General features: G+C 70.8%; 16 protein-coding genes. 9 read left to right on the top strand and 7 right to left on the bottom strand.

Going from position 1 to position 18,029, the window contains the following annotated elements; genetic code table 11:
- Positions 1-8: 8 nt before the first annotated feature.
- Positions 9-686 (top strand): TetR/AcrR family transcriptional regulator, encoded by a 678-nt coding sequence (locus tag CP970_RS38070; protein WP_055549444.1) that lies wholly within the window; start codon positions 9-11, stop codon positions 684-686.
- Here CP970_RS38070 and CP970_RS38065 read toward each other — a convergent pair.
- Positions 674-2,176 carry an LVIVD repeat-containing protein gene (locus CP970_RS38065; protein WP_055549446.1) on the bottom strand — a complete coding sequence of 501 codons (1,503 nt, stop codon included), beginning with the start codon at positions 2,174-2,176 and terminating at the stop codon, positions 674-676. The two genes, CP970_RS38070 and CP970_RS38065, sit on opposite strands and share 13 nt — an antisense overlap.
- Positions 2,177-2,362: 186 nt before the next feature.
- Between CP970_RS38065 and CP970_RS38060 the strand changes: the two genes are divergently transcribed.
- Positions 2,363-3,022 (top strand): DUF305 domain-containing protein, encoded by a 660-nt coding sequence (locus tag CP970_RS38060; protein WP_055549448.1) that lies wholly within the window; start codon positions 2,363-2,365, stop codon positions 3,020-3,022.
- A 21-nt stretch (positions 3,023-3,043) separates the two neighbouring features.
- Here CP970_RS38060 and CP970_RS38055 read toward each other — a convergent pair whose 3' ends face one another.
- Positions 3,044-3,460, bottom strand: a complete 417-nt coding sequence (locus CP970_RS38055) for a DUF6214 family protein (protein ID WP_398656515.1) — start codon at positions 3,458-3,460, stop codon at positions 3,044-3,046.
- Between the two features lie 356 nt (positions 3,461-3,816).
- Between CP970_RS38055 and CP970_RS38050 the strand changes: the two genes are divergently transcribed.
- Positions 3,817-5,187 carry an FAD-dependent oxidoreductase gene (locus CP970_RS38050; RefSeq protein WP_055549452.1) on the top strand — a complete coding sequence of 457 codons (1,371 nt, stop codon included), beginning with the start codon at positions 3,817-3,819 and terminating at the stop codon, positions 5,185-5,187.
- A gap of 19 nt (positions 5,188-5,206) precedes the next feature.
- Here the strand turns inward: CP970_RS38050 and CP970_RS38045 are convergent, their stop codons facing one another.
- Entirely contained in the window at positions 5,207-5,569 is a 363-nt protein-coding gene (locus CP970_RS38045) for an ArsR/SmtB family transcription factor (protein ID WP_055549454.1), read from the bottom strand.
- A gap of 252 nt (positions 5,570-5,821) precedes the next feature.
- On the opposite strand from CP970_RS38045, the gene CP970_RS38040 reads away from it, so the two are divergent.
- Positions 5,822-6,901, top strand: a complete 1,080-nt coding sequence (locus CP970_RS38040; RefSeq protein ID WP_055549467.1) for an NADH:flavin oxidoreductase/NADH oxidase — start codon at positions 5,822-5,824, stop codon at positions 6,899-6,901.
- Positions 6,902-6,942: 41 nt separating this feature from the next.
- On the opposite strand, the gene CP970_RS38035 is transcribed toward CP970_RS38040, so the two are convergent.
- The 4 genes from CP970_RS38035 to CP970_RS38020 all read right to left on the bottom strand — a co-directional run bounded on the left by CP970_RS38035 (position 6,943) and on the right by CP970_RS38020 (position 11,044).
- Positions 6,943-7,326, bottom strand: a complete 384-nt coding sequence (locus CP970_RS38035; protein ID WP_055549456.1) for a VOC family protein — start codon at positions 7,324-7,326, stop codon at positions 6,943-6,945.
- Positions 7,327-7,378: 52 nt separating this feature from the next.
- Positions 7,379-8,206 carry a transporter substrate-binding domain-containing protein gene (locus CP970_RS38030; RefSeq protein WP_055549458.1) on the bottom strand — a complete coding sequence of 276 codons (828 nt, stop codon included), beginning with the start codon at positions 8,204-8,206 and terminating at the stop codon, positions 7,379-7,381.
- 79 nt (positions 8,207-8,285) lie between these two features.
- A complete protein-coding gene (locus tag CP970_RS38025; RefSeq protein WP_150494507.1) occupies positions 8,286-9,857 on the bottom strand; it encodes a M81 family metallopeptidase in 1,572 nt (523 codons plus the stop codon).
- Positions 9,854-11,044: an ROK family transcriptional regulator gene (locus CP970_RS38020; RefSeq protein ID WP_150494505.1), complete on the bottom strand. Its 1,191-nt coding sequence runs from the start codon at positions 11,042-11,044 to the stop codon at positions 9,854-9,856. Before CP970_RS38020 ends, CP970_RS38025 begins: the two co-directional genes overlap by 4 nt.
- Before the next feature lie 216 nt (positions 11,045-11,260).
- Between CP970_RS38020 and CP970_RS38015 the strand changes: the two genes are divergently transcribed.
- From CP970_RS38015 to mmuM, 5 genes are read left to right on the top strand one after another with little or no spacing between them, the layout of a single operon-like run.
- Positions 11,261-13,102, top strand: a complete 1,842-nt coding sequence (locus CP970_RS38015) for a peptide ABC transporter substrate-binding protein (RefSeq protein ID WP_055543942.1) — start codon at positions 11,261-11,263, stop codon at positions 13,100-13,102.
- Positions 13,099-14,058 carry an ABC transporter permease gene (locus CP970_RS38010; protein ID WP_055543943.1) on the top strand — a complete coding sequence of 320 codons (960 nt, stop codon included), beginning with the start codon at positions 13,099-13,101 and terminating at the stop codon, positions 14,056-14,058. Before CP970_RS38015 ends, CP970_RS38010 begins: the two co-directional genes overlap by 4 nt.
- Complete coding sequence (locus CP970_RS38005) at positions 14,055-14,960, top strand: ABC transporter permease (RefSeq protein ID WP_206188608.1); 906 nt, start codon at positions 14,055-14,057, stop codon at positions 14,958-14,960. Before CP970_RS38010 ends, CP970_RS38005 begins: the two co-directional genes overlap by 4 nt.
- Before the next feature lie 16 nt (positions 14,961-14,976).
- Positions 14,977-17,031: an ABC transporter ATP-binding protein gene (locus CP970_RS38000; RefSeq protein WP_450262325.1), complete on the top strand. Its 2,055-nt coding sequence runs from the start codon at positions 14,977-14,979 to the stop codon at positions 17,029-17,031.
- Positions 17,028-17,966 (top strand): homocysteine S-methyltransferase, encoded by a 939-nt coding sequence (gene mmuM, locus CP970_RS37995; protein ID WP_191095003.1) that lies wholly within the window; start codon positions 17,028-17,030, stop codon positions 17,964-17,966. The genes CP970_RS38000 and mmuM overlap by 4 nt, the downstream gene beginning before the upstream one ends.
- The last annotated feature ends 63 nt before the right edge of the window (positions 17,967-18,029 follow it).

The following is an 18,029-nucleotide window of genomic DNA, read 5'->3' as shown; positions in this document are numbered from 1 at the left end:
GTTACAGAATGTCCCCCCGTAGCCCATCGGTCAATGAAGAGTTGCGCAGGCGTTCCAGGGAGCGGCTGCTGCAGGCCACGGTGGAGCTCGTGAGCGAGCGGGGTTACGAGGCCACGAAGCTCGGCGACATCGCCGACCGGGCCGGTGCGGCCAGGGGCCTGGTGTCGTACTACTTCCCCGGCAAGCGCCAGCTCCTGCAGTCGGCCGTGCACCGTCTGATGCACCTCACCCTGGCGGCGGCCCTGGAGCGGGAGCCGCACACGGACGACGGGCGGGAACGGCTGGCCCGGGCCGTCGACGCGATCCTGGGACTCGCCGTGGACCGGCCGCGCCTCATGCGCACCCACATGGCCGGGATCCTCCAGGCCGAGGGCTTCGTGCAGTGCCCGGAACAGCAGCGCCTGGCCGAACTGCTGCGCGACACCGTCGAGCGCTACGGCTCCGACGACGTCGACCAGGAGTACCCGCTGCTGCGTGCGCTCCTGATGGGCGCGGTGTTCGCCCTGCTCATGCCCGGCGCGCCGATGCCCCTCCAGGCGCTGCGCGCCGAGCTCTTCCAGCGCTACGGCCTCGACTGGGAGCTGGGCGTCCCGCCGGGCGTGGCACCGCCCGGCGGGACGCATCCACGGCAGCCGCCCCGGTTCGTGGCCGGGGCGCCCCGCGCGAGCGGGACTCAGTCGAAGTAGTCCGGCTGCGTCTGGACGTTGAGCTCGTCGAGCCTGACCCGCTGGCCGGGGTCGGTCCGCTTGTCGTTGATCTTCAGGACATCGAGGCCCTTGGCGATGTCATTGGAGTAGATGCGGCCGTTGTAGTAGTACGCCGACCACGAACCCGCGGTCGTGATCTTGTCGGTGGTGAGCGGACCGCGCTCGAAGTAGCCGATCTCCTTGGGCTTGTTCGAGTTGGTGAAGTCCCAGACGGAGACGCCGCCCTGGTACCACGCCTGGACCATCAGGTCCTTGCCCTTGACCGGGATCAGCGAGCCGTTGTGGGCCACGCAGTTCTCGGTGTCGGCCTGGTGACGCGGGATCTTGAAGTAGCTCTTGAAGACCAGCTTGCGCTTGTCCCCCTTGCCCTTGATGTCATAGATGCCGTTGGCACCGCGCTCGGGGCCCGTGGCCTCGTTGCAGGTGGCGCCCGAGCCGCCGCCCAGCTCGTCGGTGAAGACGACCTTGTCGGCCTTCTGGTTGAAGGTCGCCGAGTGCCAGAACGCGAAGTTCTCGTTGTCCTGGACCTGGTCGATCACCCTCGGGTTCTCCGGGTCCTTGATGGAGAAGAGGATCCCGTCGCCCATGCACGCGCCCGCCGCCAGGTCCTCCGACGGCAGCACCGTGATGTCGTGGCAGCCGGTGGTCTTGGAGACGCCCGGGTTGGTGGGCCCGCCCGGGTTGCCGCCGCCGTCGGGTCCCTCACCGGGGAAGAGCACGGGGAAGTTCACCACCGCGGCCTTCTGCGGGGCCTTGCGCGGCACCTTGATGACGGAGATCCCGTCGTGCGGCGGCTGGCAGTCGGGGAACGTCGCGTTCGGGGAGTACGAGGAGACGTAGATGTAGACGTTCCGCTTCTTGGGCACCAGCGTGTGCGTGTGGGAGCCGCAGGCGGTCTCGACGGCGGAGACGTACTTGGGGTTCGCCTTGTCGCTGATGTCGAAGACCTTCATGCCCTCCCAGGAGGACTTCTCCGTCGCGGGCTGCGTGGTGCTGTTGCAGGAGTTGTCGCTGCGCGAGGAGTCGGTGGACAGGAACAGCAGGTTCCCCGAGACCGAGACGTCGTTCTGCGATCCCGGGCACAGGACCTGTGAAACGGTTCTCGGTGCCTTCGGGTTGCTGATGTCGTAGATGCGGAAGCCGTCGTAGTTGCCCGCGAAGGCGTACTTCCCTTGGAAGGCGATGTCGGTGTTGAGACCGGGCAGCGCGTCCTTGGGGATGTTGGCCAGATGCTCGATGTTGGCCGAGTGGACGACCTCGTCGGGCGCGGGTATCTCACCGCGCTCGATGGCCTTCCTGGCCTCCGCGGCCTCGCTCTTGGACACGCTCTTCGGAGCGGCGGGCGAGTCGCCGGGGTCGGGCGTCGCCCCCGCGGGCGCCGCGGTGAGCAGCGCGGCGAGCAGTCCGGCCGCCGCCGCGCCGATGCCCAGGCGTCTGCGCCGGGTTCGGGATGTGTTCAACAGGGTCACTGCGTCCTCCCTTGTCGCCGTTCGCACTCGAACGGTTCACGGACACCCGCAGTATCGTGCTCATCATGCACAGATCAACAGATGGCAACGTACTCGTCACGAGACTTTCCGATCACCAACGCTCACCAACGTGCTAATACGGACTCCAACTCGCCTCAACTCCCCCGCGTGCCACAGGAGGTTGCCGTGCCCTACCGTCGCTCGCCCGCCGTCACCGCGCTCGTGACGATCGCCGTTCTCGCCCTCGGGGCCTGTGACTCCGAGGGGAGCGGCGGGTCGGGACCGAAGTCCGGGAGCGCGGCGGCACCCGGCCCCTCGGTGATCGCGCCGGGCAAGCCGGGTGAGAAGGCGGCCACCATGTCGGCGGAGGAGGCGGCCAAGCGGCGGACCGACGACGACGCCCCCAACTCGGCCGACTTCACCTATACGCAGATGATGATCGTGCACCACGGCCAGGCGCTCACCATGACCGAACTCGCCCCGAAGCGGGCCGAATCGGCGAAGGTGAAGCGGCTCGCGTCCCGCATCAGCGCGGCGCAGAAGCCGGAGATCGGCGCGATGGAGCGCTGGCTCAAGAGCCACGGCGGGCCGCGCGAGCATGCCGCTCACGACCACGGCACGATGCCGGGCATGGCCACCGACGCCCAGTTGAAGCAGTTGCGCGCCGCCAAGGGCAAGGCGTTCGACGAACTCTTCCTGAAGCTGATGATCACGCATCACAACGGCGCGATCACGATGGCCACGGATCTCCTCGCGGACGGCAACAACATCCAGGTCGAGGAGATGGCGAACGACGTGGTGGCGCAGCAGACGAGCGAGATCGGCAGGATGCAGGACATGGAGTGAGGGCCCCCGACGGGGGCGCCCTCAGCGGCGGTTGTGGCGCGGCGGCAGGAAGCCCGCGTCCCTGGAGGCGGCGATGAGCTTGAGCGACTTGCGGCGGCTGCGGCCCGTCGCGCACATCACCGCGAGCACCGGGTCGCGCCCCTCGCGCTGTGCCGCGCGGTACTCCTCGGCGACGGTGCGCCGCCCCTCGGCGCCGCGGGGCCAGGACGGGCGGGCACGGCGGCTCGGCGCGGGCGGTTCCTGCGGGTGGTTCGCGATGTCCTCGACCAAGGGGTCGATCACCTCGACAGGCGCGGCGGGTGCGGCCGGTGCGGCGGCTTCGGCAGGCGCCGCGAAGTCGTCGAGGGAGATCGGCGGCCTCGCGTACGGGTCCGGGGCGGGCATCCGGCCGTCCGCCACCACCGCGAGCACATCGACGGAAGCCCCGTCACCGAACATCAACCGCACCTGGAACCAGGGTGGCGGGAAGCCGTCGCCGTATCCACCGCCGCCCCACCCGGCCGTGCCGTCCGGTCGATAGTGTTCAGAAACGTCAATAGATGAGCTATTCAGCACAGAAGCATGCTATCTACGCGATCGCATTTGATCAGGAACGGCACGCACGCGGCACGCGCACGGACGCAGGGCGGGGCATACGGACGTAGGGCGGGGCATACAGACGTAGGGCGGGGCACCCCCTCTGACAGCTCTGACAGCGGACCCCCGAGGCCCCGCCCGTCGCGCCTCTCCCCCTGGCGGGACCGGGGTGCGATCCTGAGACCGTCCCGAGGTCACCTCGCGGAGGGAGCACCACCGTGCTGCAGGTCGCCGTCGTCGGTTCGGGCCCCAGCGGGGTGTACGCCGCGCAGACCCTCGTCCAGCGGGACGGGGCGCCCGAGGTGCGGGTCGATGTGCTCGACCGGCTGCCCTGCCCCTACGGCCTGGTCAGATACGGCGTCGCACCGGACCACGAGAAGATCAAGTCCCTGCAGAACAACCTGCGCACGGTCCTCGAACACGAACGCGTGCGCTTCGTCGGCGGCGTCGAGGTCGGCCCCGGCGCCCTGCCGCCTGACCGGCTGCTCGACCTCTACCACGCGGTGGTCTACTGCGTGGGCGCCGCCGCCGACCGCAGGCTCGGGGTGCCGGGCGAGGACCTGCCCGGCAGCCACTCCGCCACCGAGTTCGTCTCCTGGTACAGCGCGCATCCCGACGTACTGACGGACGGCTTCCAGCAGGACGGTTTCGTACGGGGGGTTGAGTCCGCCGTCGTCATCGGGGTGGGCAACGTGGCGGTGGACGTCGCCCGGATACTGGCGCGCGGTGCCGCCGAGCTGCTCCCCACCGACATGCCGGACGCGGCGCTCGGCGTGCTCGCGGACAGCCGGGTCCGCGAGGTCCACATGGTGGGCAGGCGCGGCCCCTCCCAGGCCCGGTTCACCACCAAGGAGCTGCGGGAGCTCGGCTCGCTTCCGGACACCGAAATCGTGGTGGATCCGGCCGAGTTGGCGCTCGACCCGGCGTACGCCGACCCCTCGGGCCTGCCTGCGGCGGCCCGGCGCAACGTCGAGGTGATGCGCGGCTGGGCCCTGAACCCGACGCCGGGGCGCGCCCGGCGGATCCGGCTGCGCTTCTTCCTGCGCCCGGTGGCGCTCCGCGCGGGAGCCGACGGGCGGGTGGCCTCGGTGCGCTGCGAACGCACGCTGCCCGACGGCAAGGGCGGAGTGACGGGGACCGGGCGGTTCGAGGACGTCGACGCCCAGTTGGTGCTGCGTTCGGTCGGCTACCGCGGGGTGCCGCTCGACGGGCTGCCGTTCGATCCGGCCCTCGGCACCGTGCCGCACGCGGCGGGCCGTGTGCTGCGCGACGGCGTCCCCTCACCCGGTGAGTACGTGGCGGGGTGGATCAAACGCGGCCCGACCGGCGTCATCGGCACCAACCGGCCGTGCGCCAAGGAGACGGTCCTCTCCCTGCTCGCCGATGCCCCCGAGCTCGCGCGCAGGACGGTGCCCGACGACCCGCTGGCGGCGCTCAGGGCCGCAGGGCTGCGCCCCGTCGAGTGGGCGGGATGGCTGGCCATCGAACGCGCGGAGGCGGAGCTGGGCCGCTCGCTCGGGCGCGGCGTGGTGAAGATCCCGGACTGGGCCGGGCTGCGCGCGGCGGCGGCACGGGAAGCGTCCGGATAGCGGTCCGTCCCGGCAGGGCTCAGCCTCCGGCGCCGTGCCGGTCCGCGTCCCTGGCGGCCGCGGCGAGAACGCTGTCGAGAAGTCCGGGAAAGAGCGAGTCCAGGGTGTCGCGGCGCAGCACGCTCAGCTTGGCCGTGCCGCGGTATATCTGCCGGATCACACCGCTCTCGCGCAGCACCCGGAAGTGGTGGGTGCTGGTCGACTTGGTGACGGGCAGGTCGAAATAGGAACAGGAGAGCTCCGCGCCCTCCTCCTTGGCCAGATCTCGCACCACCCGCATGCGCATGGGGTCGGCGAGCGCGTGCAGCACCCCCTCGAGGCGGATGTCCTTGGCTGCGGGATGGATGAGCGTTCTGCTGCTGGTGGTGGCGGCGATGGTCATGGCGGCTCCTCGTCGTGCGCCCGATGTTCCCGAGCGCTCCCGTCCGTACATCCGTGCTGATGCAGTCCCGTGCTGGCGTACATCGAACAGCACTGGACGGCGTCAGCCACCAGGTTTCCGACACGCGGCGCGTTCGACATGTCCGGCAGGCCCCTTCCAGCCATTGTACGAGATCCATCGTAGTTTGACATGCGCCGTACTACGATGGTTATCGTACGAGCAGCACATCAGCCGTGACGAATGGAGTCCGCCGTGAGCGCGCTGTTCGAGCCGTACACCCTGCGATCGCTGACCATCCCCAACCGGGTCTGGATGCCCCCGATGTGCCAGTACTCGGCGCTGCCCGAGGGGCCGGAGGCCGGCGCCCCGCGGGACTGGCACCTCGCGCACTACGGGGCCCGCGCCACCGGCGGCACGGGCCTGATCATCGTCGAGGCCACCGCGGTCAGCCCCGAGGGCCGCATCAGCCCGTACGACCTGGGGATCTGGAACGACACGCAGGTCGAGGCGTTCCGCCGGATCACGGACCTCCTCAAGAGCCAGGGCACGGTTGCGGGCGTGCAGATCGCCCACGCGGGTCGCAAGGCGTCGACCGAGCGGCCCTGGAAGGGCGGTGCCCCGATAGGCCCCGAGGCGCACGGCTGGGAGACCCTCGCCCCGAGCCCGGTCGCCTTCGACGAGCGCCACCCGGTGCCGACGGAGCTGACCGTCGCGCGGATCCGGGAGATCGTGGCGCAGTTCGCGGACGCCGCGCGGCGCTCGCTGGCCGCCGGGTTCGAGGTCGCCGAGATCCACGGCGCGCACGGCTATCTGATCGGCGAGTTCCTCTCCCCGCACAGCAACAGGCGCACCGACGACTACGGCGGCTCGTACGAGAACCGCACCCGCTTCGCCCTCGAAGTGGTCGACGCCGTGCGGGCGGTGTGGCCCGAGGACAAGCCGCTGTTCTTCCGCGTCTCCGCCACCGACTGGCTGACGGAGGGCGGCTGGACGCCGGACGACACCGTCCGCTTCGCCACCGACCTCAAGGAGCACGGCGTCGACCTGCTCGACGTCTCCACCGGGGGCAACGCGGCGGGCGTGCGCATCCCCGTCGGTCCTGGCTACCAAGTCCCCTTCGCCGCGCGGGTGAAGGCCGAGACGGAGCTGCCGGTCGCGGCCGTCGGGCTGATCACCGAGGTGGAACAGGCCGAGAAGATCCTCGCCAACGGCGAGGCCGACGCGGTGCTCCTGGGCCGTGAACTGCTGCGCGACCCTTCGTGGGCACGGCGCGCGGCGCGCGAACTCGGCGCCGAGGTACGGGTGCCCGAGCAGTATCTGCGCTCCGTCTGAGCCTCGCGACGACCGATCGCCCGCTCACGTTCGCGGCATGGTCACTCCGGGATCGCCGCGAGCGTGAAGGAGTGGCCCGCCGGGTCGGAGTAGGTCCGGGTGTCGCGGGGGCCGTTGTTGTCCTTCGTGTCGACGGGGCGCGCGCCGAGGCCCACCACCTCGCGCTCCGCCTCGTCCATGTCGTCACGGGCCACCATGATGCGCAGATGGGCCTGCTGCGAGTCCTCGGGCCGGGGCCAGCTGGGCGGGATGTAGTCGCGCTCCCTGTGCACGGCCAGGCAGACGCCGTCCGGGTGGGTGACCTCCACGTAGTCGGGGTCCTTGCTCAGCCGGACCTCCGCGCCGAGCACCCCGGCGTAGAACTCGGCGAGCCGCTCGGGCTCCGAACAGTCGAGGACGAGCAGGGTGCGCTTGTGGACCGTCATGCCGCGCCGGGTCCCCGCGAACCGCCGCCCCAAACGGCCTCCGCGGCCCGGCTCACTTCATCCACTCGTCCTCGTACCGCGCGTACGTCCCGTCGTGCGTGGCGAGGTGCACGAACTGATCGACGTACTCCTTGAACTCGTCGTCCCCGCGCGGCGTCGCGTACGCCTTCTCCGAGAAGGTGAAGGGCTTCTCCGGGTGGAGCGAGCACAGTTCGGGGTGGATCTTCGACTGGTAGAGCGTCTCGCTGGCGTCCGTCATCATCACGTCGGCGCGGCCTTCGATGATCTCCTTGAAGATCGTGGTGTTCTCCGGGTGGAGCTTGATGGTCGCCTGCTTGATGTTCGCCCGGGCGAACTGCTCGTTCGTACCACCGGGGTTGACGACGACGGTCGTGCCGACCTTGTCGATGTCCGTGAGCGCGCCCTCCCCGAACTTCTCCTTGTCGGCGCAGCGCACGATCGGCGTCTTGCCGTCCTCGCGCGTGGGCTCGCTGAAGTACACCTGGCGGGCGCGCGGCAGCGTGATCGAGACGCCGCCGACACCGATGTCGCAGCGGCCCGCCGCGACGTCCTTGGTGAGGTTCGCCCAGGTGGTGGCCACGAACTTCGGCTTGGCTTCGAGGCTCTTGGCGAGGTCGTGCGCCATGGTGATGTCGACGCCGCTGTAGGTGCCCTTGTCGGGGTCGAGCTTGGTGAACGGCGCGTAGTCGCCGGTCGTGCAGACCTTCAGGACGCCCCTCTTCGGGACCGCGTCGAGGAGCGTCCCGTGGTGCCGGTCAGGACGGCTGTCCGGCCGCCGGGCCGCGTCGGGCGACGCGGGCGCGGCGGCGGTGAAGGACAGGAGACAGACCAGGGCGGACAGGGTGGCGGCACGCTTCACGGGGGGGGGGCTCCTCTGCGCGGTGGGCGGCTCGAAGGGATCACCCTTCCAGACCCGTTCGCGCCGGTGAACCCCCTTCTCACCTGGCGAGCGGCGGCAGTTGGACGGGCGTCAGGTCCGGCGCCGAGTCCGCGTACGCGTCCTCGTCGAACGGGTACAGCGGCCGCTCGACGCGGTGGTGTCCCAGGCGCGGCAAGTCCTGGTCGACGCCGCCGGGCGTGAGGGCGAGCAGCCAGTCGGCGGCCATGTCGTAGAGTTCCGGCTCCAGGTAGCCGATCTTCACGACCACCAGGTCGTACGTACGGGGATCGATGCCGAGGCCGCCGTCCTTGGGGCCCATGAAGTCGGCGAGGGTGTGGAACGGCTTGCGGCGCTCGACGAGGACGACCGTGAGGCCGCCGCTGCGCACGGCCGCCATGTCGACACCACGGTCGTACGCGCCGCCCTCCGCACGGTCCTTCTGCTCGGTGGCGCGCTGCAACGCCACGACGGTGCCGGTCAGTTCGTAAGGGCCGCCGTGGTTCGCGTCGACCTTGCCGCCGACGCTCAGGGTGACCTCGGCGCCCACGCCCGCCTCGAAGCAGCGGGCGACGGCGACCGGATCGGTGATGCCGGGGTGGACGGCGGTGACCCGGCCCGTGCGGACGGCGTCGTTCTCCAGGAGCGTACCGAGCATGTACGCCAGGTCGCCCGCGCCGCCCGCGGTCGGGTTGTCGCCCGAGTCGCTGATCAGGAAGGGGCGCTTGTCGGACGCGACGGCCTGCTCGACGCACTCCCGCGCGCCGCCCGTGGGACCGACGAAGACGAAGTCGCGGCGCGCCTCCCAGTAGCGCAGGGCGAGCTTCTCGGCCTCGGCCGCGGCGAGTTCGGCGTTCTCGCCGGTGACGACGATCGCGGCCTTGCAGCGCGGCTCGTCGGCCCAGGCGTAGCCGACCCACATCGCGGCGTCGAGGATCCCGGGCAGCCGTTCGACGTCGGCGAGCGAGGCGTAGAGGGACTTGGCGGGCTCCAGGCGGGTGCTGGTCTTCTCGCCGGGGAGCAGGACGGGGACCTGTACCCAGGCGCGGTGCGGCCTGGTGCCGTCCAGGAGGCAGCGCACGAGGTTGCGGGCGGCGCGCTCGCGGGTCTCCCAGGCGTCCTCGTGCGGGGCGAGGCGGTGGGCGGTGAGCAGGTCGACGGGTTCGGCGAAGCGGCGCGAGACGTTGCCGTGCAGGTCCATCGCGGCGGAGATCATGGGGCGGCCCGTGCCGTCCGGCGTGCCCACGAAGTCGAGGGCGGCGCGCACCGCTTCGGTGAGGTCGGCCTCGGCGTCGGTCAGGCCGATGACGCTCATCGCGCCGTGGATGTCGTAGACGAGGCCGTCGAGAGGTCCCGCTTCCCGTATGCGCGTGACGAGTTCGTTCTTGAGGGTGAGGTACGACCGCGCTTCCACCGGACCGCCGGGCAGCGAGGTCGCGTGCAGCAGGGGCACCCACTCCACGGTCCGCGCGAGGTCGGCATCGGCCCGTGTCCATGTGTAGCGGTCGAGGAGGTCCTGACCGCGGGTCTGCCGGAAGTCGTCGGTGGTGGAGCGGTGCGGACAGAACGTGGACGACTCGATGCCGATGCCGCCGATGCCGATGCGCAGGCGGCGGTTCGCGGAGGGGGTCATGCGGGGGCGCTCTCTTCCTGGGGTGCGGGGGCTGCCGGGGAGGTGGGGAGGTGGTGGCTCAGCGCGGTGAGGCCCGCGCCGAGCAGGCCCGCGTCGACACCGGTCACGGTGGTGGTGATCTCCAGGTCGGCGGTGGCGAGCGGCAGGCAGCGCTCGTAGAGGACGCCGCGCACGGCGGCGACCAGCGGCTCGGCGGTGGCGAGGACCCCGCCGAGGGCCACGGCCTGCGGGTTGAAGAAGTTGACGACCACGGAAAGGACGGTGCCGATGTGCCGTCCCGCCGTGCGCACCAGGGTGGTGGCCTGCGGGTCGCCGTCCGCGACGAGGCGCAGCAGATCCGTGGTGTCGGCCACCTCGACGCCCTGTCCGGCCAGTTCACGGATCAGCGCGGCGCCGCTGGCGACGGTCTCCAGGCAGCCGATGTTGCCGCAGCTGCACGGCCGGTCACCGGCGGCGTCCACGCGTACGTGGCTGATGTCGCCCGCGCTGCCGTTGGCGCCGTCGTGCGGACGGCCCGCGGAGATGACGCCGCTGCCGATGCCGCGGCCCGCCTTGACGACGACGAGGTGGTCGAGTTCGGGGCGTGCGACACGGTGTTCGCCGACGGCCATCATCGTGGCGTCGTTGTCGACGGTGACGGGGATGCCGAGCCGCTCGGCGAGGACGTCGCGGAGCGGGTAGCGGTGCCAGCCCGGCATGCGGGACGGGCTCAGGACGCGCCCTGTGCCCGGCTGGACGGGGCCGGGGAAGGCGACGCCGAACGCGCGTACCGTGCGCCCCTCGGCGCGCTGGCGGGCCACGAGCGCGTCGGCCTGGCCGCAGAGCCAGTCGACGGCGGACTCGGGTCCCGCGGTGATGTCGTGCGGCAGGTCGACGGCGTCCGTGACGGTGCCACCGGGGTCGACCACGCCGAGCCGCGCGTGATGGCTGCCGAGGTCGGCGGCGAGGGCGACGCCGCCGTGCGCGGCCACCCGAAGCAGGCGTGGCCTGCGGCCGCCGCGCGAGGCGCCCTCGCCGGACTCGGTGAGCAGCCCGGCGTCGACCAGCTCCTGGACCCGCAGGGAGACCGTCGAGGGGGCGAGGCCCAGCTCGCGCACGAGATCGGCCCGGGAGGTGGCCGCCCCCGAGGAGACCAGGTGCACGATGTGCTGCGCCGAACCTGGCTCGCCGAGTGGTGTTCCGGCCATACCGCCCCCATTTACTTCGAAGCTTCCGTTGCTTTAGTTCGAGAACGATACGAACTCTAGGTTCGGTCGAAGCAAGTTGGCTACCCCCATCGGATTTCCCGTCTCTTCTCGAACGAAGCTATTGACTTGTTTTTCACCTGCGGCCTAGCGTTCGGGCGCCGCCCCGTCGTTCTCCGGCACGGGGCCGCCCACGCAATCCCTTGGAGGCCCATCGCCATGCGCTCATTCAGGTCCACGGCGGCAGCCCTGCTCGTCCTCGCGACGGCGCTGACGGGCTGCACCCGCGAGGGCGGCCGCGTCGACATGGGCCCCACCGGCGGCACCCCGGTCGAGGGCGGCACCGCGACGATGGCGCTGCCACCGGCCTCGACGCCCAACTGGATCTTCCCGATCGGCGCGCCCGGCTACGGCGGCTCGTACAACTACGGGATCCAGTCGCTGCTCTTCCTGCCCGTCTACAGCCCCGTGCAGGACAGGTCGAAGGGCGGGCTGACCACGCACGACACCAGCACGCTCGGTCTCGAACCGAAGTACAGCGACGGCAACAAGACGGTGACCGTGCCGCTGCGCGAGGGCGTGAAGTGGTCCGACGGGAAACCCGTCACCGCCCGCGACCTGGAGTTCTGGTTCCACCTGGTCAAGGCCAACAAGGCGGACTGGGGCAACTACTCGGTCGGCACGATGCCCGACAACGTCAAGCGGTTCGAGACGGTCGACGACCACACCGTGCGGCTGCACCTGACCCGCGCGTACAACCCCGACTGGTTCACCGCCAACCAGCTGACCCTGCTGCGGGCGCTGCCCCAGCACGCCTGGGGCGCGAAGACCGACGGGGGCGAGATCGGCGACTGGGACCGCACCCCGGCGGGCGCCAAGGCCGTCTTCGCGCGGCTCACCCAGCATGCGAAGAGCCTTGGTTCGTACGGCAGCGACCCGCTCTGGAAGACCGTCAACGGGCCCTGGAAGCTGGCCGGATGGCGCGACAGCGGCCAGGTCACCCTGGTGCCGAACGAGAAGTTCACCGGCCCGAAGGCGGAGCGCCCGCACCTCGACAAGGTCGTCTTCAAGCCGTTCACGACGGCCGACTCCGAGTACAACGTGCTGCGTTCGGGCGGTGTCGACTACGGCTACATCCCGCCGTCGGTGATGGCGCAGAAGGAGAAGTTCGAGGAGAAGGGGTACCGCGTCGATCCGTGGGAGGGCTGGGCGGCGACGTACATCGTCTACAACTTCAACTCCACCCACGCGGGCCCCCTGATGCGCCAGCTCTACATCCGCAGGGCCATGCAGCACCTCGTCGACCAGAAGGCGATGAGCGACGTCATCTGGCAGGGCAGCGCGACGCCGACGCTCGGTCCGGTGCCGATCACGCCGAAGAGCCAGTACCTCTCCAAGGCGATGGAGCGGAACCGGTACCCCTTCGACGTGGCGAAGGCCAAGCGGCTGCTCGCCGGGCACGGCTGGCGCACCGACGACGGCACGGCACGCTGCGTACGGCCGGGCACGGGCGACGACCAGTGCGGCGCGGGCATCGAGCGGGACGATCCGCTCGAACTCACCCTGCTCTCCCAGTCGGGTTCGACCGAGACGACGAACATGATGCAGGAGCTGAAGTCGTCGCTCTCCAAGGCCGGGATCCAACTGACCGTCCGCCAGCAGCCGTTGAACTCCGTACTCGGCAACTCCGTGCCGTGCAAGGCCAAGGAGCCCGGCTGCGACTGGGACATGTCCTTCTTCGGCACCGCGGGCAGCTGGTACTACCCGCTCAACCCCAGCGGCGAGCAGCTCTTCTCCACCGGGGCGTCGGCCAACTTCGGCAACTACAGCGACAAGAAGGCCGACCGCATCATCCGGGGCGTGCAGTACTCCCCCGACATGAAGTCGGTGCACGAGTACGGCGAGTACCTCGCCGATCAGCTGCCCGTGATGTGGATGCCCAACCCGGCGTACCAGGTCTCCGTGATCCGCAACGACCTGCGCGGCATCGGTCAGAACCCGACGATCACCTTCGCGCCCCAGTACTGGTACTACGTCAAGAAGAAGGGAGCCGAGAAGTGACCGGCTTCACCGGCTTTCTGGTCAAGCGTTTCCTCCAGGCGATCGTCGTCCTCTTCCTGGTGTCGGTCATCGTCTTCGTGCTCCTGCACCTGCTGCCGGGCGGCCCCGCGCGCGCCATCCTCGGCCCCAAGGGCACACCGCAGCAGATCGAGCACTTCAACCACCAACAGGGGTACGACCGTTCGCTGCCCATGCAGTACGCGATGTATCTGAAGCGGCTGCTCACGGGCGACCTCGGCGAGTCCTTCAAACTCAACTCGCCGGTCTTCGAACTGCTCAAGCAGCGCCTGCCCAAGACGCTGCTCCTGACCGTCCTTTCCACCGCGCTCGCCGTGCTCATCGCCGTCCCGCTGGGCCTGGTGCAGGCCGTGCGGCGCGGCAAGGCGTCGGACTACGCCCTCACCGGGCTCGCCTTCCTGCTGTACGCGACGCCTGTGTTCTTCCTCGGCCTCATCATGATCATCCTGTTCGCGCAGGTGCTGCCCGTCTTCCCGGCGGAGGCCCCGCAGGGCGAGACGATCGGTGAACTCCTGCGCGACGCGAGCGGGTTGGTGCTCCCCGTGGTCACCATGGCGTTCGGCATCATCGCGATGTTCAGCCGCTACATGCGCTCCGCCGTGCTCGACAACCTCACCGAGGAATACGTCCGCACGGCGATGGCGAAGGGCCAGTCGAGCCGCCGGATCATGGTCAGGCACGTCCTGCGCAACGCGCTGATCCCGCTCGCCACCCTGCTCGGCCTCTATCTGCCGACCCTGTTCAGCGGCGCCCTCGTCGTCGAGTCGATGTTCAACTACCCCGGCATGGGGCTGCTGTTCTGGAACGCGGCACAGGGGTCCGACTTCCCCGTACTGCTCGGCGTGACGCTCGTCGTCGGTGTCGCCACCGTCGTCGGCTCGCTGCTCACCGACATCCTGTACGCCGTCCTCGACCCCCGGATACGGAGCGTGGCATGAGTACCACGGTCGCCCCCGACATCGCTCCCGGCCAGGAAGAAGCGGCGCAGGCCACCCCTTCCCTCGCCCGCCGCACGCTCCAGGTCTTCACCGGCAACAAGCTCGCCCTGACGGGCGTGATCGTGCTGGCCCTGCTGCTGGCGTTCAGCTACCTCGGGCCGCTCCTGTACGACACCGAGCAGATCCACACCGACCTCTCGCAGGCGAACCTGCCGCCGGGCAGCTCGGGCCATCTCCTGGGCACCACCGACCTCGGCTACGACATGATCGGCCGCCTGATGGTCGCCGGGCAGACCTCGCTCGAAATCGGTCTTGCCGCAGGCCTGTTGGCCACCCTCTTCGGCACCGTGTACGGCGCGGTCGCCGGATACTTCGGCGGCTGGGTCGATGCCACGATGATGCGGGTCACCGACGCGGCACTCGCCATTCCCGCGATGTTCCTGCTCGTCGTGGTCGCCGCGATCATCACGCCGAGCAAGGGCGTCCTGATCGTCATTATCGCCTCGGTGGCCTGGCTCTCCCCCGCCCGTCTGGTGCGCGGCGAGGCCCTCTCGCTGCGCAACCGCGAGTACGTCCAGGCCATGCGGATGATGGGCGGCGGCGGCGCGCGGGCCGTCTTCAAGCACATCGTGCCGAACGCGATCGGCACGGTCATCGTCAACTGCACGTTCCAGATCGCCGACGCGATCCTCTACGTCAGCTACCTCGCCTTCCTCGGGCTCAGCATCCCGCCGCCGTCCGCCGACTGGGGCTCGATGCTGTCGGCCGGGATCACCTACACCCAGAACGGCTACTGGTGGCTGATCTTCCCGCCGGGCATCGCGATCGTCCTGGTCGTCGCCGCGTTCAACTTCATCGGTGACGGGCTGCGGGACGCCTTCGAAGTACGGCTGCGGAAGTAAAGGGAGCCCCAGAGAAATGACCGTGATGACCGAGCCCCTGCTCACGATCGACGACCTGCGCGTCGACATCGCCTCGCGCGAACGCACCGTCCACGCCCTCGACGGCGTCAGCCTTCAACTGGCCCCCGGCGAGGCCCTCGGCATCGTCGGGGAGTCCGGCTGCGGCAAGACCATGACGGCGCTCAGCGTCCTCGGCCTGCTGCCGCCGGGCGGCGAAGTCACCGGCGGCCGGGTCCTCTTCGACGGTCAGGACCTGGCCGTCGCCCCGGCGCCCGTCCTCCAGGACGTCCGCGGCAACACCATCGGCATGGTCTTCCAGGACCCGCTGACCTCGCTCAACCCGACGATGACGATCGGCGCGCAGGTGGCGGAGCCGCTGCTCCTGCACCGCGCGGGCATCACGAAGAAGGAGGCCTGGGCGCGCGCCCAGGAGATGCTGCGCCTGGTCGGCATGCCGCAGCCCGCCGAGCGCATGAAGGCCTATCCGCACCAGTTGTCCGGCGGCATGCGCCAGCGCGTGGCCATCGCCATGGCCCTGGTCTGCGAGCCGAAGCTGCTGATAGCGGACGAGCCGACCACGGCGCTCGACGTGACGACGCAGCACCAGATCCTGGAGCTCGTGGACGATCTGCGCGAGCGCCTCGGCATGGCGATGATCCTGGTCACGCACGACCTCGGGGTGATCGCCAACCGGGTGGACCGGGTCGCGGTGATGTACGCGGGCAAGGTCGCCGAACAGTCCGACGTGCACGACCTGTTCGCGCGCCCCCGACACCGCTACACCGAGGCGCTGTTCGCGGCGCTGCCCGAGCGTGCGGCAGGGCGCGGCACGGAACTGCACACCATTCCCGGCCTGCCGCCGAACCTCTCGGTGCGCCCCACCGGATGCCGCTTCGCGCCGCGCTGCACCTTCGCCACGGACACCTGCCGCACCGAGGAGCCGCCGCTCGCGGACGACGAAGTGCGGGGCGCGGGGCACCGGTTCGCCTGCTTCCACCCGGTGCCGGACGAGGTCACGTCGGAGGACGAGGTGGTGGCCCCCGCACAGGTGCCCGCACCCGCCTCCCCCGGTGACGTACTCCTCGAACTCGACGCACTGGTCAAGGAGTTCCCGCTCAAGGGCAGCGCTTTCTCGCGCAGCCGGGGCACGGTCAGCGCGGTCGGCGGGGTGTCCCTGGAGATCCGCAGGGGCGAGACGTTCGGCATGGTCGGCGAGTCCGGCTGCGGCAAGACCACGCTGGGGCGCGTCGTCGCGGGCCTGGAGGAGCCGACCGGCGGCGCCGTGCGCTTCGAGGGGCGCGACCCCGCGGACCTGTCGCGCTCCGAGCGCCGCGCGCACCGGCGCCGCGTCCAGCTGATGTTCCAGGACTCCACGGCCGCGATGGATCCGCGCATGCGGGTCGGCGAGATCCTGCGCGAACCGCTCGTCATCCAGGGCGTCGGCAACCGCGCCGAGCAGGAGAAGCTGGTCGGTGAACTCCTCGACGCCGTCGGCCTGCCGCGCGGCGCCGTGCACCGCTACCCGCACGAGTTCTCCGGCGGCCAGCGCCAACGCCTCGGCCTGGCACGGGCGTTGACGCTGTCCCCCGATCTGGTGGTGGCCGACGAGCCGGTCTCGGCACTCGACGTGTCCGTGCAGGCGCAGATCCTCAACCTGATGCGCGACCTGCAGCGCGAGCGCGGCCTGACCTATCTGTTCATCTCGCACGACCTGGCGGTGGTGCGCCATCTGGCGGACACCGTCGGCGTGATGTACCTGGGCAAGCTGGTCGAGTCGGGTCCCGCCGAGCAGGTGTACGCCCGGCCGCTGCATCCCTACACGCGGGGGCTGCTCGACACGGTGAACCTGCCCGACCCCGAGGCCGCGTCCGGCACGGAACGCACTCCCCTGGAGGGCGAGACGCCGTCCGCCGCCAGGCCCCCTTCGGGCTGCCGTTTCCGCACCCGCTGCCCCGTCGCCCAGGACGTGTGCGCCACGGCCGAGCCGCCGGTCAGCACCCCGCACGGCGCGGGACACCAGGTCGCCTGCCACTTCCCGCTGGCCGCGCCTCGGCTAGCGTCGGCGGTGTGAAAGTCGGCAAGGTGACACTCGCGGACGCCCTCGCGCGCCGCCCCGTCGTGCTCGACGGCGGCCTCTCCAACCAGCTGGAGGCCGCCGGGCACGACCTGAGCGACGCCCTGTGGTCCGCGCGGCTGCTCGCCGACGCGCCGGACGCCGTCGAGGCGGCGCACCGCGCGTACTACGCGGCGGGCGCCGATGTCGCGATCACCGCGAGCTATCAGGCGACGTACGAGGGGTTCGCGCGCCGCGGCATCGACGCGGCGCGCACCACGGAACTGCTGCGCCTGAGCGTGGAGTTGGCGCGCCGTGCCGGTGCCGGTGCCGGGCGGGACGTCTGGGTGGCCGCGTCGGCGGGGCCCTACGGCGCGATGCTCGCGGACGGCTCCGAGTACCGGGGGCGGTACGGCCTCGGGGTGGACGCGCTCGAACGCTTCCACCGGCCACGTCTGGAGACCCTCGCCGGGGCGGCGCCCGACGTCCTCGCCCTGGAGACGGTCCCCGACACCGACGAGGCGCGGGCGCTGCTGCGGGCGGTGCGGGGGCTCGGGGTGCCCGCCTGGCTGTCGTACAGCATCGCGGGCGGGTTCACGCGCGCGGGCCAGCCGCTCACGGAGGCCTTCGCGCTCGCCGCCGACGCCGACGAGGTCATCGCCGTCGGGGTGAACTGCTGCGATCCGCGGGACGCGGACACGGCGGTGGCGCTCGCCGCGCGGATCACCGGCAAGCCCGTGGTCGTCTACCCCAACAGCGGGGAGCGCTGGGACGCGGCGGCCCGCGCCTGGCGGGGTCCCGCGAGCTTCACGGCGGGCCGGGCCGCGGGGTGGCGGGCGGCGGGCGCGCGGCTGATCGGCGGCTGCTGCCGGGTGGGGCCCGCGACGATCTCGCAGCTGGCAGTGGAGCTGGGACACGGCTCTGACCTGCGCGGACACCGCCTCCACGGGTGACTGTCAGTGCCGGGGTGCAGACTGGCCGGTACCTGAGACAACGACGTCCCGGAGGTGGTCGGC

It is taken from the genome of Streptomyces kanamyceticus, assembly GCF_008704495.1.
GTDB lineage: Bacteria > Actinomycetota > Actinomycetes > Streptomycetales > Streptomycetaceae > Streptomyces > Streptomyces kanamyceticus.
Note: the sequence above shows the minus strand (reverse complement) of the source record. Positions and strands in the feature narration are given on the sequence as shown.

Bases quoted from the DNA above. Each gene is read 5' to 3' on its own strand.
- CP970_RS38000 (WP_450262325.1), top strand. From the start codon at position 14,977: ATGACCGTGATGACCGAGCCCCTGCTCACGATCGACGACCTGCGCGTC.
- CP970_RS38015 (WP_055543942.1), top strand. From the start codon at position 11,261: ATGCGCTCATTCAGGTCCACGGCGGCAGCCCTGCTCGTCCTCGCGACG.
- CP970_RS38005 (WP_206188608.1), top strand. From the start codon at position 14,055: ATGAGTACCACGGTCGCCCCCGACATCGCTCCCGGCCAGGAAGAAGCG.
- CP970_RS38035 (WP_055549456.1), bottom strand. From the start codon at position 7,326: ATGACGGTCCACAAGCGCACCCTGCTCGTCCTCGACTGTTCGGAGCCC.
- CP970_RS38020 (WP_150494505.1), bottom strand. From the start codon at position 11,044: ATGGCCGGAACACCACTCGGCGAGCCAGGTTCGGCGCAGCACATCGTG.
- CP970_RS38045 (WP_055549454.1), bottom strand. From the start codon at position 5,569: ATGACCATCGCCGCCACCACCAGCAGCAGAACGCTCATCCATCCCGCA.
- CP970_RS38025 (WP_150494507.1), bottom strand. From the start codon at position 9,857: ATGACCCCCTCCGCGAACCGCCGCCTGCGCATCGGCATCGGCGGCATC.
- CP970_RS38070 (WP_055549444.1), top strand. From the start codon at position 9: ATGTCCCCCCGTAGCCCATCGGTCAATGAAGAGTTGCGCAGGCGTTCC.
- CP970_RS38055 (WP_398656515.1), bottom strand. From the start codon at position 3,460: ATGTTCGGTGACGGGGCTTCCGTCGATGTGCTCGCGGTGGTGGCGGAC.